This is a genomic window from Flavobacterium commune (genome assembly GCF_001857965.1).
GTDB classification, from domain to species: domain Bacteria; phylum Bacteroidota; class Bacteroidia; order Flavobacteriales; family Flavobacteriaceae; genus Flavobacterium; species Flavobacterium commune.
In genome coordinates this window covers 1,014,353-1,029,562 of record NZ_CP017774.1, presented here as the reverse complement: position 1 = coordinate 1,029,562, position 15,210 = coordinate 1,014,353, and the positions used below count along the sequence as shown (strand labels likewise).

The window sequence follows — 15,210 nt, the reverse complement described above, 5'->3', positions numbered from 1 at the left end:
CCTAAAAAATCCGTTTTTATTTGCTGAATCAGTGTCATCCGTGTTCCAAATTGTTACAAAAACAAAAAACCCGAACTCTAAGAATTCGGGTTTTGTGGTACCTCCAGGGATCGAACCAGGGACACATGGATTTTCAGTCCATTGCTCTACCATCTGAGCTAAGGTACCGTGCTTGTTGCGGGTGCAAATATAGAACCATTTTTAATATAACCAAAACATTTTTATGAAAAAATCTATTCGTACATTCGCTAAACCAAAAATCAAAATATGATATTAACTGTTGATGTGGGGAATACCCAAATTAAAGCGGCTGTTTTTGAGGGTGATACCATTTTGGAGCGTTTTGTTTTTGATAAAAAAGCCCTTGAGAAAAAGATAGAAAAAATTTTAGAAAAATTTGAAACAATAGCTCATTTGGTGGTTTCTTCGGTAGCATATGTCGAAAAACAATCTTTTTTAGCATTCGAAGATAAGGTTAAGGTTCATTTTGTTTCAAATGAAGATTCTTTTCCGTTTTCCAATAATTATGGGACTCCAAAAACTTTAGGAATTGACCGTATGGTACTTGCTGCAGGAGCTACTTTGTTATATCCCAATCAAAACAGATTGATAATCGATGCAGGAACCTGTGTTACCTATGATTTTGTCGATGAAAATAATGTATATCAGGGCGGTGCCATTGCGCCGGGATTGCGGTTGCGATATGAATCTTTGAATCAGTTTACGGCAAAACTTCCGTTGTTGACTTTGCAAAGTCCAGAAAGCTATATCGGAAAATCAACAGCTGAATCCATACATTCGGGTGTGGTTAACGGATTGGTCTATGAGATTGACGGTTTCATAGATGAATATAAGGCAGCTTGTACAAAAATTATCATAATTTTAACGGGTGGTGATGCAGATTTTTTGGCTAAACGATTAAAAAATACCATATTTGCCAATTCAAATTTCCTTTTGGAAAGTTTGAGCCAAACATTTCAATACAAAATCAAAAATGATTAGAAAAATTATAACAAGCTTTTGCTTGCTTTTATCACTGCTGTCTTTTGCTCAGGAGGGGACTTCTTCACCTTATTCTTTTTACGGAATTGGAGATGTACGATTTAAAGGAACTATTGAAAGTCGTTCGATGGCTGGAGTGCAGGTGGAACAGGATAGTATTCACATCAATTTAGATAATCCGGCGAGTTATTCTAATCTAAAATTGACCACTTTTACGGTGGGTGGAACTTATAACCAAACAACGTTGAAAAATACTACTGCTTCTGAACGGGCTAAGAGAACTACTTTTGATTATTTGGCAGTAGGGTTGCCTATGGGGAAATTAGGTGTGGGATTTGGTTTGATACCTTATTCTTCTGTGGGTTTTAAAATTACGAATACTTCTGATGTGGCAGATGGACAAAATACTCGTGATTTTGGAACGGGTGGAGTAAATAAAGCTTTTTTTGCTGCTTCTTATAAAATACTTCCTAATTTTAGTATAGGTGCTAATGTGGATTATAATTTTGGACGAATTGAAACAACTAATTTGCAATATATTAATGGAGTTGTTTTAGGAAGCAGGGAATTGAACAGAGCTGATTTATCAGGTGTAAACTTCAATTTTGGAGCTTTGTATCAGGCAAAATTGACTAAGAAACTGAGTTTGTACAGCAGTTTGAGTTATAGATTAGAAAGCAAATTGGCTTCTGATAATACCCGAAACAGAGATGTTGTGAGTCTGACATCTGATTTTGATGTGACTTCAGTAGAAGCATTGGATGAGGAAAAAGATTCAGAAAACCTGACTTTGCCAAGTGAATTAAGAATTGGTCTTGGAATAGGAGAATCTAAAAAATGGTTAATTGGGGCGCAAATTATTTCGGCAAGTCAGGGAGATTTAGCAAATACTTATAATAATTTGCCTAATGTGTCTTACGAAAAAGCAATGAAGTATAGTTTAGGAGGTTATTTTATTCCTAACTATAGTTCTTTTTCAAACTATGCTAAAAGAATTGTTTACCGAGCAGGGATTAGATATGAAGAGACAGGTTTGGTTGTTAATTCGCAATCAATCAAAGATCAGGGTCTTAGTTTAGGTGTAGGTTTGCCTATTACAGGAAGTTTTTCTAATATAAACTTAGGTTTTGAATTTGGGAAAAGAGGCACTACTTCTGCATCTTTAATTCAGGAAAACTATGTTAAACTTAGTGTTGGACTTTCGTTCAATGACAGATGGTTTGTAAAGAGAAAGTTTGATTAATAATTGCTTTAAGGAAATTTTGCTTAGTTTCACTTTGCTTGTTTAAAACTATGTTTTTATTTAAAAAAAATAAAATGTTTATGGTAGTCACGGCCTTAGCTGTGACTCTGTTTTTTGGGTGCGAAAGTAATTTTAAAAAAGTACAAAAAATTAATTTTACCGAATTTACTCCCTCAGGTGACGCCGACAATGTTCATCTAAAATACACCGATTCGGGTTTGATAAAAGCAGTTTTGCTTAGTTCAAAAATGCTGGATTATGCTACTGTGGATTTTCCTTTTACCGAATTTCCTAAAGGAGTTGATGTTACTTTGTATGATAAAAAAGCAAAAAAAACCCGGGTAACATCTAATTATGCAGTTTCATACAAGCAAACCAATATTATTGATTTGCAGGGAAAAGTAAAAATTGTTTCCCAGGACGGACAAATGTTAGAGACCGAACAATTGTATTATGATCAAAAAAACGAATGGTTTTTTACCGAGAAAAAGTTTAAATTTACTGATTTAAAAGGCGCTTCAAACGGTCAGGGAATTGATTTTAGCAAAGATTTTAAAGTAATTAATTCACAAAGAATAACAGGCGAAGTTTTAACAGCCGAATAATCATTAAATTTTTATACTATGAGTTTTTTAAAATATACTCCTTATGTTTATCTTATCCTGGCAGCTTTCTTTATTTATGATGCTATCGAAAAATGGAATGTAGCCGATGCAACGCCTGTGTTGAGTCTTTTAATGGCGGGCTTAGGGATTTTTATGTTTTTCTTTAGAAGAAGATTTGCAAAAAAAATGCAAGACCGTAACGGTAAATCATAGTTTATGGAAATTAGTATTATAATTCTATGTCTAATACTATCTGCATTTTTTTCAGGGATGGAAATTGCGTTCATCTCTTCCAATAAAATTTATCTTGAACTTGAGAAAAAACAAGACGGTTTTATCTCCAAAATCCTCACTAAACTTACTGAAAAACCATCTAAGTTTATAGCTGCAATGCTTATTGGGAACAATATAGCATTAGTAGTTTATGGTTTTTTTATGGGAGATCTCATTATGAAATGGGTAACTTCTTTTAGTTATCATTTTTCAGATTTTCTGAGTTTGTTTATTCAAATAGTGATTTCTACGGTGATTGTTTTGATTACAGCCGAGTTTTTGCCAAAGGTTTTTTTTCAAATTTATTCCAATAGTTTAATCAAGTTTTTTGCCGTTCCGGCTTATGGTTTCTATTTGCTTTTCTATTTTATTTCGACATTTTTAATTTGGGTTTCCGATTTTATTTTGAAGAAATTCTTTCGAACCGAAGGAGATCAGGTTCAATTGTATTTTTCGAAAGTAGAATTAGGGAATTATATCACTGAGCAAATGAGTACGGTGGAAGATGACGAAGAAGTGGATTCGGAGATTCAGATTTTTCAAAATGCACTGGAATTTTCGGGAGTAAAAGCGCGTGATATTATGACGCCAAGAACCGAAATTGTGGCTGTAGATTTGTATGATTCGGTGGCTGAACTCAAAGATTTATTTGTGCAAACCGGTTATTCTAAAATTGTGGTTTATGAGAATTCATTAGACGAAATTGTAGGTTATGTGCATTCGTTTGATTTGTTTAAAAAACCCAAACATATCAAATCAGTGGTTATTGCTGTCGAATATGTTCCTGAAACCATTTATATTAAAGATGTCATGGATTTGCTTACTAAAAAGCGAAAAAGTGTGGCCGTGGTTTTGGACGAATACGGAGGGACTTCAGGTATTATTACGGTGGAAGATATTGTTGAAGAGCTTTTTGGCGAAATTGAAGACGAACATGATTTAGACGAAGAATTAATCGAAAAAGAATTAGAAGAAGGCGTTTATCTTTTTTCGACCCGATTTGATGTAGAATATTTAAATCAGACCTATAAATTTCAGATTCCTGAGAGTGATTCCTACGGAACTTTGGGGGGATTTATTGTCGATTTTACAAAAGAAATTCCTCAAAAAGGCGATGTTATTGCCATTGAGAACTATCATTTTGTGATTGAAGAGGCAACAAATAAAAAAATTGAATTAGTAAAAATGACGGTAAAAGAGTAATTTTTTTAGAAAAGTGAAAAATCTTTTAAAATAAAACGTTACTTGTATTGTTATTAGCGAGATAATTGTATTTTCGCAAACTGAATATAAAATTAACAACAATAAAAATGGCAGTTTTATCAAAAATTAGACAACGATCCGCTTTAATGATTGCAGTAATTGCACTGGCTTTATTTGCATTTCTAATAGGTGATTTGTTTCAGAGTGGTACATTTAGCAGTACTTCAAAAGATGTAGGAAGCATCAATGGAAAAGATATTTCATTTGAGGATTTTAGACTTAAAGTTAGTGAGGTTGAAAAAAGTGGTCAAGGAATCACTCCTACAGCTGCAGCTAACAGAGTTTGGGAACAAGAAGTTTCTGTGGCTTTGCTAACTTCTGAATTTGATAAATTAGGATTGAGAGTGGGTGAAAAACACATCATCGAAATTTTAAAAGCTGACCAGAATATCGGTCAAAATCCAATGTTCCAGAATGCTGCGGGTATGTTTGATTTGGCTAAATTTAAGGATTACTTTAAAGCAAATCCTGCACAGGCAGAATATTTGAAACAAAGAGAAAAAGATGCTGTACTTAATGCAAAATACCAAATTTACAGCACTTTGGTACAATCTGCTTCTTATACAACTAAGGCTGAAGGAAAATTGAAATATAGAATGGAAGCTGATAAGGCTAATTTCTCTTATGTTGGAGCTTTATTTTCGTCAATCAAAGACAGTGAAGTAAAAGTAACTGATGCTGAGATTTTAGAATACATGAAGAAAAACGAAAAAAGATACAAAGCAGAAGAATCCCGTTCAGTAGAATATGTTTTGATAGAAGACAAACCATCTGCAGCAGACGTGGCTGAGGTAAAAGCCAGAGTTAACGCTTTATTGACAGGAAGTGTGGTTTACAATCAGGCTACTGCTAAGAATGATACTTTAGCCGGATTTAGAACAGCTGCAAATGTTATTGAATATGTAAACTCAAATTCGGATATCCCTTATGATTCGACTTATGTTGCTAAAAAAGATTTGCCGGCTGTAGATGCTGACAGATTATTTAATTTAGCTCCGGGCGAAGTTTACGGACCTTATGTTTATGGAGATTATTATTGTATTTCAAAATCTTTGGGTAAAAAATTAGGTGTTAATGCTAAGGCAAGTCATATCTTAATTAGTTACGAAGGAGCGCAGGTTCCTAATCAAAGAGAAAAGAGAACTAAAGAAGAGGCAAAAGCTAAGGCTGAAGAGGTTTTAGCTCAGGTTAATGCTAATCCGGAAAGTTTTATGATGTTAGCTTTCCAGTATTCTGATGATTCATCTGCACAACAAGGTGGTGATTTGGGGTATTTTGGGCCTAACCAAATGGTGAAACCTTTTAATGATTTTGTATTCAGTAGTAGTATTGGTAAAATCGGTTTAGTAGAAACTAATTTCGGATTCCACATTATAAAAGTTACTGATAAGCAAGACGGAATTCGTTTGGCTACTGTAGCTCAAAAATTAGAAGCTTCTGAGGCTACTTCAGATGAAATCTTTGCAAAAGCTACTCAATTCGAAATGGATGCAGCTGATAAAGATTTTAATAAATTAGCAAAAGATATGAAACTTAAGGTAGCTCCTGCGGTTTCTGTAAAAGCAATGGATGAGACTTTTGGTTCTTTAGGAAACCAAAGAAATATTATTAGATGGGCTTTTGAAGACGGTACTAAAGTGGGTTCAGTAAAACGTTTTGAAGTTGCTAATTTAGGTAACGTAATTGCAACAGTTAAAAATATTGATGATTCCGGATTTGCACCAATTGATCAGGTAAGACCATTTGTTGAAACTAAATTAAAGAATGCTAAAAAAGCCGAATTGTTAAAAGCTAAAATGAATGGAAGTTCACTTGAAGCTATTGCTAAGGCTACAGGTAGCAAAGTAGAGCAAGCGGTTAATGTAACCTTGGATAACCCAGTATTGAACGGTGGTGTTGGTCAGGAGCCAAGAGTAGTAGGAAACGCATTTGCTTTAGCAGCTAACAAAATATCAGCTCCTATTGAAGGTAACACAGGAGTTTATGTAGTGAAAACTACAAGTATTATCAAAGCTCCGGCAGTAAAAGATGTTTCTCCTTATGTTGCAAAAGTAAAAGCGCAATCAGCAGGAGATGTAAACAGAGTGTTGCCTGCTCTTAAAGATATTGCTGATATTAAAGACAACAGAAAACTGTTTAATTACTAGTTTGATCTGGTTAGATTAATTTTAATTTCACATAAAAAAAACCGATGTAATTCAAACTTACATCGGTTTTTTTTGTGTCTTTTCGGTTGTAAATTGCAGTGTTTTTTATGACAACACCTAGACAATTGAAGCGTGATTTAGATTGCTTTTTTGGTAAAAAAATTTAGTTCGAAATGGCGTTATTAGCTAACTATTTCTTCTTTTTGGTCTTTTTTGTTTGCTCTAAGCCAAAATCAGGTAAGGCAGTCAATTCGGCAATTTTTACAATTACTTCTACGGCTTTTTGCATACTTTCTACAGGAACATATTCGTATTTTCCATGAAAATTATGTCCGCCGGCAAAAATGTTAGGACAAGGTAATCCCATGTACGATAATTGCGAACCGTCAGTTCCGCCACGAATGGGTTTGATGATGGGTTTGATATTTAGTTCTCTCATTGCTTTTTCGGCAATATCCACAATATGTTTTACAGGAAGTACTTTTTCTTTCATATTGTAATATTGATCTTTAATCTCGGCAATAACAATATCTTCTCCAAATTGCTTAGCAAATTTCCTGTTGATTTTGCGCGCTATTTTTTGGATTTTTTCTTTTCTCTTTTCAAATTTTTTCAGGTTGTGGTCTCTGATAATCAATTCAACAATCGTTTCTTCGATGTTTCCGTTGAGGTGATGTACATGATAAAAACCCTGATAACCTTTCGTCTTTTCAGGAACTTCTTCTGAAGGTAATTCATTAATAAAGGCATTTGCAATTAACATGGAGTTAATCATTTTTCCTTTGGCATAGCCCGGATGGACGCTTTTTCCTTTGAAAGTTATTTTGGCGGAAGCCGCATTAAAATTTTCATATTCTAATTCGCCTATCTGACTTCCGTCCATGGTGTAAGCCCATTGTGCTCCAAATTTTTCCACGTCAAAAAAGTGTGCCCCACGACCAATTTCTTCATCAGGGGTGAATCCAATTCTTATTTTTCCGTGTTTGATTTCCGGGTTTTTAATAAGGAATTCCATGGCGGTAACAATTTCGGTAATTCCGGCTTTGTCATCTGCACCTAATAGAGTTGTTCCGTCAGTGGTAATTAAGGTTTGACCTTTGTATTGCAATAAATCTTTGAAATAATCTGGTGATAAAATAATGTTTTGTTTCGCATTCAAAACAATGTCTTTTCCATCATAATCAGTTACAATTTGTGGTTTTACATTAGCTCCGCAAAAATCAGGCGAGGTGTCAAAATGTGATACAAATCCTATTGTAGGTACTTCGTGCTCAACATTACTTGGCAAAGTTGCCATGATGTATGCTTTGTTGTTTATAGTAACGTCTTGCATTCCAATAGCTTTTAGTTCTTCGACTAATTTATTGGCTAAAACCCATTGTTTTTCTGTGCTTGGAGTTGTTTTTGAATCAGGATTGGATTCGGTATCAATAGTTACGTAACTGATAAAACGATCAATAATATTTTGCATAAAATAATTTTTTATTGGAGTCCAAAGATAAGATTAATTTGCAGCATAGTAAATCCAACTTTATTTCATATTTTCCAGCATTTGGATTATTTTATCTAATTTTTCTACATCAATAGAGTTGAGTTTTGTTGCCAAAGCTTCGATTTCAAGTTTTGCTTCTTTATTGGTGTCATAATCTTCCTGAGCCTGGATGCGATCCCTTTCGTTTTGACGGTTTTGTGACATCATGATTATAGGTGCAGCATAAGCCGCCTGAGTAGAAAATAAAAGGTTGAGCAAGATAAAAGGATAGGCATCCCAATGCTTAAAATAAGCAATAAGATTCAATCCCATCCAAATGATTACAAATACTGTTTGAATGATTATAAATCGCCAAGAACCCATTCCTTTGGCTACTGAATCGGCAATACGGCTCCCGAATTCCAGGCTATCATAATGTTGCTGATGCCAGTTTTTATTGATATTCATATGCGGTGTTTTTTATTTAAAAGTAAAGAATGTTTATAAAAAAAACTGCAAATTCAACAATTGCTGAATTTGCAGTTAATTTTAGGATTATTTAATTTCTCAATTTGCTTAATTTTTCTTCTTCTTTGACAAGATCTGCGTTGAGTTTGTTTATCTTAATTTGTTGTTTGCTGATTTTGATATTTTCTTTTTCTATATCAGTAGAACTTAGTTTGCCTTTTGATTTTTTACTATCTAATTTTTCTTTGTTTCGGGTCAAACTTTTTTCTTCATTAGCAATTTTAGTTTTTAACTTATTGACTGATTTTTCGCCTGACAAAATTTTGTTTTGCTGTTTTTCAAAAGCTTTTTGTTCTTTTTCAAAATCTTTTTGCTCTTGTTCTAATTTTTTAGCCTCTTTTAATGCCTTTTTTTCTTCCTTCATTTTGGCCTGAAGCATTTTTTCTTCTTTTTTTAATGCCTCTTTGTCCGGGATAGTTGCAGCTGCTTCGGGAACTACTTTTATAATGGTGTCTTTAACGGTGGTGACTGTAGTTATAGTCGTTTTTTTTACGGATTTTATAGTGTCGTTTGTGATTTCCTGTGCTAAGAAAACTTGAAAACTAGCAAGTAATACAGCGGTAAAAATAAATTGTAGTTTCATGATAATGTGTTTTAAGTTAATAATAAAAATGAGTCATAATTATTAATTTCTCTAATACAATATAAGAAAAATCTTTTCGAAAAGCCATGTTTTTTGGATTTTATATAAGTTAATGAATTGTTTTCTGGAGTAAATAGCTGTTTTTTAGTTGTTTCTGATTTGTTTTTGTGCTTTGTTTAACTAATGTTTAGCTCATTTGTAGGTTCTTTCAGTATGTGAACTCAATTCTTGTGTTATAATTTTTTTATCCATTAGATAATTCTATTTTTGCAGACAAATTAAAATCCTATGTATAAACAGTTTATCCGACCGCTATTTTTTTGTTTTGATCCTGAAAAAATACATCATTTTACGTTTTCGTTAGTTCGCGTTACTTCTAAAATACCTGGTTTTTCAGCTCTTTACAGATCGCTTTATTTGGTAAATGACAAAAGATTAGAAACGGAAGTTTTTGGGTTGAAATTTAAAAATCCTGTTGGTTTAGCTGCCGGTTTTGATAAGGATGCCAAATTGTACAAGGAGTTGTCTAATTTTGGTTTTGGTTTCATCGAAATAGGGACTTTAACACCAAAAGGGCAGGAAGGAAATCCTAAAACACGTTTGTTTCGTCTTAGAGAGGATTCGGCAATTATTAATCGAATGGGATTTAATAATGGTGGTGTGATGGAAGCTGTTGAAAGACTGAAATCGAATCCCGGAGTTTTAATTGGAGGAAATATAGGTAAAAATAAAGTAACTCCTAACGAGGAAGCAACTTCGGATTACGAAATTTGTTTTGATGCTCTATACGATTATGTGGATTATTTTGTGGTGAATGTGAGTTCGCCAAATACGCCAAATTTACGCGCTTTGCAGGATAAAGAGCCGTTGACGCAGTTGTTGCAAACTTTGCAGAATAAAAATTTGGCTAAGCCAAAACAAAAACCAATTCTGTTAAAAATTGCTCCTGATTTGACTGACGAGCAATTGTTAGATATTATCGATATTGTGAATGAAACCAAAATTGCAGGTGTAATTGCTACTAATACTACCATTTCGCGTGAAGGTTTACAATCGGCAAATAAAACTGAAATGGGCGGATTATCAGGAAAACCGTTGACGAAACGTTCTACTGAGGTGATTCGTTTTCTTTCACAAAAAAGCAATAAGGCTTTCCCGATTATAGGGGTAGGAGGAATTCATTCTGCCGATGATGCTATCGAAAAATTAGAAGCGGGAGCCAGTTTGGTACAATTGTACACCGGTTTTATTTATGAAGGTCCAGCCTTAGTAAAAGCCATCAATAAAAAGATTTTAAGTCGTTTGTAATATTTCGCAAAGGTTCACAAAGAAGGGACTAAGATTCGCTAAGTTTTTTTACTTAAAAACAGATTGTTTTTAACTCTGTGCACTTTGCGAATACTTTTTCCAAACTTTTGGGATTAAACTTTTTAAATTTCTTTGTGTAGCTGTGTGTTTTCTTTGTGAATCTTTGTAAAACAAAAGGCCGTTTTTTTGTTTATTCTAAATTTTGCCGCTTTCCAAGTTTTAGTATCTTTGAAATCTATGGAGCCAATCAAAATTATAGAATGTCCGCGCGATGCCATGCAAGGCATTAAAACATTTATTCCTACCGAAAGGAAAGTGTCGTACATTCAGTCTTTGTTGCGGGTAGGATTTGATACTATCGATTTTGGCAGTTTTGTTTCGCCAAGAGCAGTTCCGCAAATGCAAGATACAGCTGCTGTTCTAGACCAATTGGATTTATCTAAAACCACAAGTAAATTATTAGCTATTATTGCTAATACTCAGGGAGCGAAAACAGCTTCTGAATTCGAGCCCATTCAGTATTTGGGTTTTCCTTTTTCAATTTCTGAAAATTTTCAAATGCGTAATACGCATAAAACCATTGCAGAATCGATTATTAGTTTGGAGGAAATTCTGGAAATTGCCGATAAAAATAATAAAGAAGTGGTAGCTTATTTGTCTATGGGCTTTGGTAATCCTTATGGAGATCCTTGGAATGTGGATATTGTGGGCGAGTGGACTGAAAAATTAGCGGCAATGGGAGTGAAAATACTTTCACTTTCGGATACCATCGGGAGTTCTACGCCGGAAGTGATTCAATACTTATTTTCGAATTTGATTCCAAAATATCCTCAGATTGAGTTTGGAGCACATTTGCATACTACTTATGATAAATGGTTCGAAAAAATAGAAGCAGCCCATCAGGCGGGTTGCCGTCGATATGATGGTGCCATTCAGGGATTTGGTGGTTGCCCAATGGCAAAAGACGAGTTGACAGGAAATATGCCAACTGAGAAGTTGCTGTCTTATTTTACAGTCAATAAAGAGAATTTAAAATTGAATCCGTTGAGTTTTGAAAGTGCTTACAATGAGGCTTCTAAGTTATTTGGAACTTTTTATTAGTTGTTGTAATTGTAATAAATGTTTATTATTATTCGTTTGCTTAAATTGAAATTTGTGATCAACAAAAGATGAGAAAATATCATTTTATAAGAGTATTGAGTCTGGCACTTTTTTTAATGTGCTCTTTCTCCTGTTCCAGTGATTTGAATTTTGATCAGGCCAACGATTTGAAATTAACTCCGGTTATTGAGGGAAATTTAAGTTATTTTGATGTTCCCGCAACAGCTTTTGTAGCCGATGATGGTTCAGCCTATCATTGGGATTCTGATGATCAAAACTTTGATGTTTTTAGAGACAAGTATTTTAATAGTTATTTGCAAAAAGCAGATTTCCATTTTGAAATTACCAATACAATTAGCCGAGCTTTTTTGTTGAGTATTGTTTTGTTAGATGATAATAGTAATGCGTTGACAACTATAGCTTTTGATATTCCGGCTTATTCAGCTTCAGCTAATAATGTGGTTACACGAACTGAAGTATTTGAAAATGTCAGACTGGATTTGCTTAAAAGAGCCAGAAAAATGAGATTTTTAGTTGTAATGAAGTCTGGAACAGCTTTAAACCAAAATAGTACAGGAAACTTAGTGTTGCGTTCGAGTGCTACTGTTTATTTGGAAATATAATGAGAAAAAGGCTTTTATTTTTGTTGGTTTTTATCTCTGTTGGTTGTTTTTCTCAAAACAAGCAAATTCTGTATAATTTAACTTCTGTGCCTCAGTCTTTAATGCTGAATCCCGGAGCCGATTTTAAGTACAAATATTATTTTGGCGTTCCTTTGCTTTCCGGAATGTCCTTTAAAGTAGGTTCGACCGGATTTTCAGTTTATGATTTGTTTGCAAATGACGGAGTCGATTTCAATCAGAAGTTGCGAAATGTGGTTTATTCTACAAGCCGAAACGATCATGGAGCTATAAATGAGCAAATCGAGATCTTTAATGGCGGAATTAAACTGGGCGATTGGCTTGAAGACAAAGGGTATCTTTCATTCGGAATGTATCAGGAGTTTGATTTGTTTGCTTATATGCCAAGAGATTTGGCGATTTTAGCCTTAGATGGAAATCAAAATTACATAGGTAAGTCTTTTAACTTAGGCGATTTGAGTATGAAATCCGAATTGGTTTCGGTTTTGCATCTGGGCTATCACAAAAATATTTCCGAAAAGCTGATAGTAGGAGCCAGAGGAAAAATTTATTTCAGTGGATTTAATGCTACTTCTACAAATAATTCAGGTTCGATAATTACTACCAATTCCAATACCACTGTTTATAATCAGGAAATTAATTCCAATTTATCCTTAAATACTTCCGGGATTTCTAAATATATCGACGAAAATTATAATGGAGATGTAGCGACTGATGTTAGAAAACAACTGTTGCTTGGAGGCGATATGGGTTTGGGGTTTGACATTGGATTCACTTATTATCCTAAAAAAAATATCCAGATTACAGGGAGCATTTTAGATGTTGGTTTTATAAATCATGCTAAAGATGTAGAGAATTTTACCTGGAAAGGTTATTATAAATACGAAGGAACCAATCCGAATTTTTCAGGAACAGATGATCCTGATGGTGTTTATGATGATTTTAGAGAAGCCATTCCGTTAGATACTTTGTATAACAAATACACTACCTGGCGACCTGTAAAATTAAATGCTTCCTATCAATATTCGTTTGGAACTTCTACCGATGAAGATTGTGTGTGTACAGCAACCGAAAAGCGTTATAAAAATGCTGTAGGAGCACAGTTTTTTATGATGAGTACACCAAGACTTCCCATAACAGCTTTGACGGGTTTTTATCAAAGAAATGTTTCGGATAAATTGCAACTAAAGGCAACCTATACATTGGATTCTTATTCTTATACTAATGTAGGATTGGGATTATCGGCAAATCTCGGGAAGTTCAATATGTATTTTATGGCTGATAATTTATTGGAATACCGCGATGTTTCTAAAGCCAATAGTCTTTCGTTTCAGTTTGGATTTAATTTTATTTTCGCAGATAGCAATGAGCCGCCTTATTGAGCTTTAAATTAATTGGATTCCGAATTATAGCAAATTCAAAATAATTTGCTATATTTGCACGCAATTCAACTAGAAATTGCAACATGATAGCACACAACTCCAAGATTATCGGCGAAGGTTTAACTTACGATGATGTATTATTAGTTCCTAACTACTCGCAGGTGCTTCCTCGCGAAGTGAGTATCAAAACAAAATTCTCAAGAAACATTACACTTAACGTTCCTATTGTATCTGCTGCTATGGATACAGTTACCGAAAGTTCTATGGCAATTGCTATGGCGCAAGAAGGTGGAATTGGTGTTTTACATAAAAATATGACTATTGAGCAGCAAGCTGCTAAAGTAAGAAAAGTAAAACGTGCCGAATCAGGTATGATTATCGATCCGGTTACTTTGCCTCTTAATGCGACTGTTGCTGATGCTAAAGCGGCAATGAAAGAATTTGGTATTGGCGGAATTCCGGTTGTTGATGAAAATCAAACCTTGAAAGGAATTGTTACTAACCGTGATTTGCGTTTTGAAAAAAATACTACAAGACCTATCATTGAAGTAATGACTAAGGACAACTTAGTTACTGTTGCCGAAGGTACTTCCTTAGAGCAGGCTGAAGTGGTTTTGCAAGGTCATAAAATCGAAAAACTTCCTGTAATTGATAAAGACAATAAATTAGTAGGTTTGATTACATTTAGAGATATTACTAAATTGAATCAAAAACCAAATGCTAACAAAGATAAATACGGGCGTTTGCGCGTAGCTGCTGCCTTAGGAGTTACTGCCGATGCAGTTGAAAGAGCTACGGCTTTAGTAAATGCAGGTGTTGACGCTGTAATTATTGATACTGCTCATGGACATACCAAAGGAGTAGTTGATGTTTTAAAATTAGTTAAGGCACAATTTCCTGACTTAGATGTAATTGTTGGAAATATTGCAACTCCTGAAGCAGCTCAATATTTAGTTCAAAATGGAGCTGACGGAGTAAAAGTAGGAATCGGACCTGGTTCTATTTGTACTACCCGTATTGTGGCTGGTGTTGGATTTCCACAGTTTTCAGCGGTTTTAGAAGTGGCTGCTGCTATCAAAGGTTCAGGTGTTCCTGTAATTGCCGATGGTGGAATTCGTTACACAGGAGATATTCCTAAAGCGATTGCTGCAGGTGCTGATTGTGTGATGTTAGGATCTCTTTTAGCAGGAACTAAAGAATCTCCAGGAGAAACTATCATTTTCGAAGGAAGAAAATTCAAATCATACAGAGGAATGGGTTCTGTTGAAGCAATGCAAACAGGTTCTAAAGATCGTTATTTCCAAGATGTAGAAGATGATGTAAAGAAATTAGTTCCGGAAGGAATCGTTGGTCGTGTGCCTTACAAAGGAGAGTTAAACGAAAGTATGTTACAATTTGTTGGCGGACTTCGTGCCGGAATGGGATACTGTGGTGCTAAAGATATTGCTACTTTGCAGGAAACAGGACGTTTTGTACGTTTGACTTCAAGTGGAATTTCTGAAAGTCATCCTCATAATGTTACGATAACTAAAGAAGCACCAAATTATTCCAGATAATTGGTAGTGTCTCACTAACTGTGTAAGTTGAAAAGTTATTCTGAAAAATATTTGAGCTCCTTTAAAAAGCTCAAAAATATTTTTCGGAAATAACTTTTTGTTATTTT

At 34.4% G+C, this 15,210-nt stretch carries 14 protein-coding genes and 1 tRNA gene; 11 read left to right on the top strand and 4 right to left on the bottom strand.

Annotated features, from left to right (window positions below; translation table 11 throughout):
- Window positions 1-95: 95 nt before the first annotated feature.
- Window positions 96-168, bottom strand: a tRNA-Phe gene (locus BIW12_RS04435).
- Between the two features lie 99 nt (window positions 169-267).
- On the opposite strand from BIW12_RS04435, the gene BIW12_RS04430 reads away from it, so the two are divergent.
- From BIW12_RS04430 to BIW12_RS04405, 6 genes are all read left to right on the top strand, one after another.
- Window positions 268-1,002: a type III pantothenate kinase gene (locus BIW12_RS04430; RefSeq protein WP_071183993.1), complete on the top strand. Its 735-nt coding sequence runs from the start codon at window positions 268-270 to the stop codon at window positions 1,000-1,002.
- On the top strand, window positions 995-2,245 hold the full coding sequence (locus tag BIW12_RS04425; RefSeq protein WP_071183992.1) for a hypothetical protein: 1,251 nt from the start codon (window positions 995-997) through the stop codon (window positions 2,243-2,245). The genes BIW12_RS04430 and BIW12_RS04425 overlap by 8 nt, the downstream gene beginning before the upstream one ends.
- A 74-nt stretch (window positions 2,246-2,319) precedes the next feature.
- Window positions 2,320-2,850 (top strand): LPS export ABC transporter periplasmic protein LptC, encoded by a 531-nt coding sequence (gene lptC / locus BIW12_RS04420; RefSeq protein WP_232227139.1) that lies wholly within the window; start codon window positions 2,320-2,322, stop codon window positions 2,848-2,850.
- An 18-nt stretch (window positions 2,851-2,868) separates the two neighbouring features.
- The gene (locus BIW12_RS04415) at window positions 2,869-3,063 is read left to right on the top strand and encodes a hypothetical protein (RefSeq protein ID WP_071183990.1); all 195 of its coding nucleotides are present in this window, start codon (window positions 2,869-2,871) and stop codon (window positions 3,061-3,063) included.
- A gap of 3 nt (window positions 3,064-3,066) precedes the next feature.
- Window positions 3,067-4,326, top strand: coding sequence for a hemolysin family protein (locus tag BIW12_RS04410; RefSeq protein WP_071183989.1), 1,260 nt, complete (start codon window positions 3,067-3,069; stop codon window positions 4,324-4,326).
- 107 nt (window positions 4,327-4,433) lie between these two features.
- The gene (locus tag BIW12_RS04405; RefSeq protein ID WP_071183988.1) at window positions 4,434-6,533 is read left to right on the top strand and encodes a peptidylprolyl isomerase; all 2,100 of its coding nucleotides are present in this window, start codon (window positions 4,434-4,436) and stop codon (window positions 6,531-6,533) included.
- Window positions 6,534-6,723: 190 nt separating this feature from the next.
- Here BIW12_RS04405 and pepT read toward each other — a convergent pair whose 3' ends face one another.
- The 3 genes from pepT to BIW12_RS04390 all read right to left on the bottom strand — a co-directional run bounded on the left by pepT (window position 6,724) and on the right by BIW12_RS04390 (window position 9,115).
- The gene (gene pepT, locus BIW12_RS04400) at window positions 6,724-8,004 is read right to left on the bottom strand and encodes a peptidase T (RefSeq protein ID WP_071183987.1); all 1,281 of its coding nucleotides are present in this window, start codon (window positions 8,002-8,004) and stop codon (window positions 6,724-6,726) included.
- Between the two features lie 60 nt (window positions 8,005-8,064).
- Window positions 8,065-8,472: a DUF1003 domain-containing protein gene (locus BIW12_RS04395; protein ID WP_071183986.1), complete on the bottom strand. Its 408-nt coding sequence runs from the start codon at window positions 8,470-8,472 to the stop codon at window positions 8,065-8,067.
- Between the two features lie 91 nt (window positions 8,473-8,563).
- Complete coding sequence (locus BIW12_RS04390; protein ID WP_071183985.1) at window positions 8,564-9,115, bottom strand: hypothetical protein; 552 nt, start codon at window positions 9,113-9,115, stop codon at window positions 8,564-8,566.
- A 288-nt stretch (window positions 9,116-9,403) separates the two neighbouring features.
- On the opposite strand from BIW12_RS04390, the gene BIW12_RS04385 reads away from it, so the two are divergent.
- The 5 genes from BIW12_RS04385 to guaB all read left to right on the top strand — a co-directional run bounded on the left by BIW12_RS04385 (window position 9,404) and on the right by guaB (window position 15,103).
- Window positions 9,404-10,423, top strand: coding sequence for a quinone-dependent dihydroorotate dehydrogenase (locus tag BIW12_RS04385; RefSeq protein WP_071183984.1), 1,020 nt, complete (start codon window positions 9,404-9,406; stop codon window positions 10,421-10,423).
- 237 nt (window positions 10,424-10,660) lie between these two features.
- On the top strand, window positions 10,661-11,524 hold the full coding sequence (locus tag BIW12_RS04380) for a hydroxymethylglutaryl-CoA lyase (protein WP_071186123.1): 864 nt from the start codon (window positions 10,661-10,663) through the stop codon (window positions 11,522-11,524).
- A gap of 68 nt (window positions 11,525-11,592) precedes the next feature.
- Window positions 11,593-12,147 (top strand): hypothetical protein, encoded by a 555-nt coding sequence (locus BIW12_RS04375; RefSeq protein WP_071183983.1) that lies wholly within the window; start codon window positions 11,593-11,595, stop codon window positions 12,145-12,147.
- On the top strand, window positions 12,147-13,547 hold the full coding sequence (locus tag BIW12_RS04370; protein ID WP_071183982.1) for a DUF5723 family protein: 1,401 nt from the start codon (window positions 12,147-12,149) through the stop codon (window positions 13,545-13,547). Before BIW12_RS04375 ends, BIW12_RS04370 begins: the two co-directional genes overlap by 1 nt.
- 83 nt (window positions 13,548-13,630) lie before the next feature.
- A complete protein-coding gene (gene guaB, locus BIW12_RS04365) occupies window positions 13,631-15,103 on the top strand; it encodes an IMP dehydrogenase (RefSeq protein ID WP_071183981.1) in 1,473 nt (490 codons plus the stop codon).
- Window positions 15,104-15,210: the final 107 nt, after the last annotated feature.

What these genes read in the sequence shown, in the direction of transcription:
- BIW12_RS04430 (WP_071183993.1), top strand. Translation starts at nt 268, where the DNA reads ATGATATTAACTGTTGATGTGGGGAATACCCAAATTAAAGCGGCTGTT.
- BIW12_RS04425 (WP_071183992.1), top strand. Translation starts at nt 995, where the DNA reads ATGATTAGAAAAATTATAACAAGCTTTTGCTTGCTTTTATCACTGCTG.
- lptC (WP_232227139.1), top strand. Translation starts at nt 2,320, where the DNA reads ATGTTTATGGTAGTCACGGCCTTAGCTGTGACTCTGTTTTTTGGGTGC.
- BIW12_RS04415 (WP_071183990.1), top strand. Translation starts at nt 2,869, where the DNA reads ATGAGTTTTTTAAAATATACTCCTTATGTTTATCTTATCCTGGCAGCT.
- BIW12_RS04410 (WP_071183989.1), top strand. Translation starts at nt 3,067, where the DNA reads ATGGAAATTAGTATTATAATTCTATGTCTAATACTATCTGCATTTTTT.
- BIW12_RS04405 (WP_071183988.1), top strand. Translation starts at nt 4,434, where the DNA reads ATGGCAGTTTTATCAAAAATTAGACAACGATCCGCTTTAATGATTGCA.
- pepT (WP_071183987.1), bottom strand. Translation starts at nt 8,004, where the DNA reads ATGCAAAATATTATTGATCGTTTTATCAGTTACGTAACTATTGATACC.
- BIW12_RS04395 (WP_071183986.1), bottom strand. Translation starts at nt 8,472, where the DNA reads ATGAATATCAATAAAAACTGGCATCAGCAACATTATGATAGCCTGGAA.
- BIW12_RS04390 (WP_071183985.1), bottom strand. Translation starts at nt 9,115, where the DNA reads ATGAAACTACAATTTATTTTTACCGCTGTATTACTTGCTAGTTTTCAA.
- BIW12_RS04385 (WP_071183984.1), top strand. Translation starts at nt 9,404, where the DNA reads ATGTATAAACAGTTTATCCGACCGCTATTTTTTTGTTTTGATCCTGAA.
- BIW12_RS04380 (WP_071186123.1), top strand. Translation starts at nt 10,661, where the DNA reads ATGGAGCCAATCAAAATTATAGAATGTCCGCGCGATGCCATGCAAGGC.
- BIW12_RS04375 (WP_071183983.1), top strand. Translation starts at nt 11,593, where the DNA reads ATGAGAAAATATCATTTTATAAGAGTATTGAGTCTGGCACTTTTTTTA.
- BIW12_RS04370 (WP_071183982.1), top strand. Translation starts at nt 12,147, where the DNA reads ATGAGAAAAAGGCTTTTATTTTTGTTGGTTTTTATCTCTGTTGGTTGT.
- guaB (WP_071183981.1), top strand. Translation starts at nt 13,631, where the DNA reads ATGATAGCACACAACTCCAAGATTATCGGCGAAGGTTTAACTTACGAT.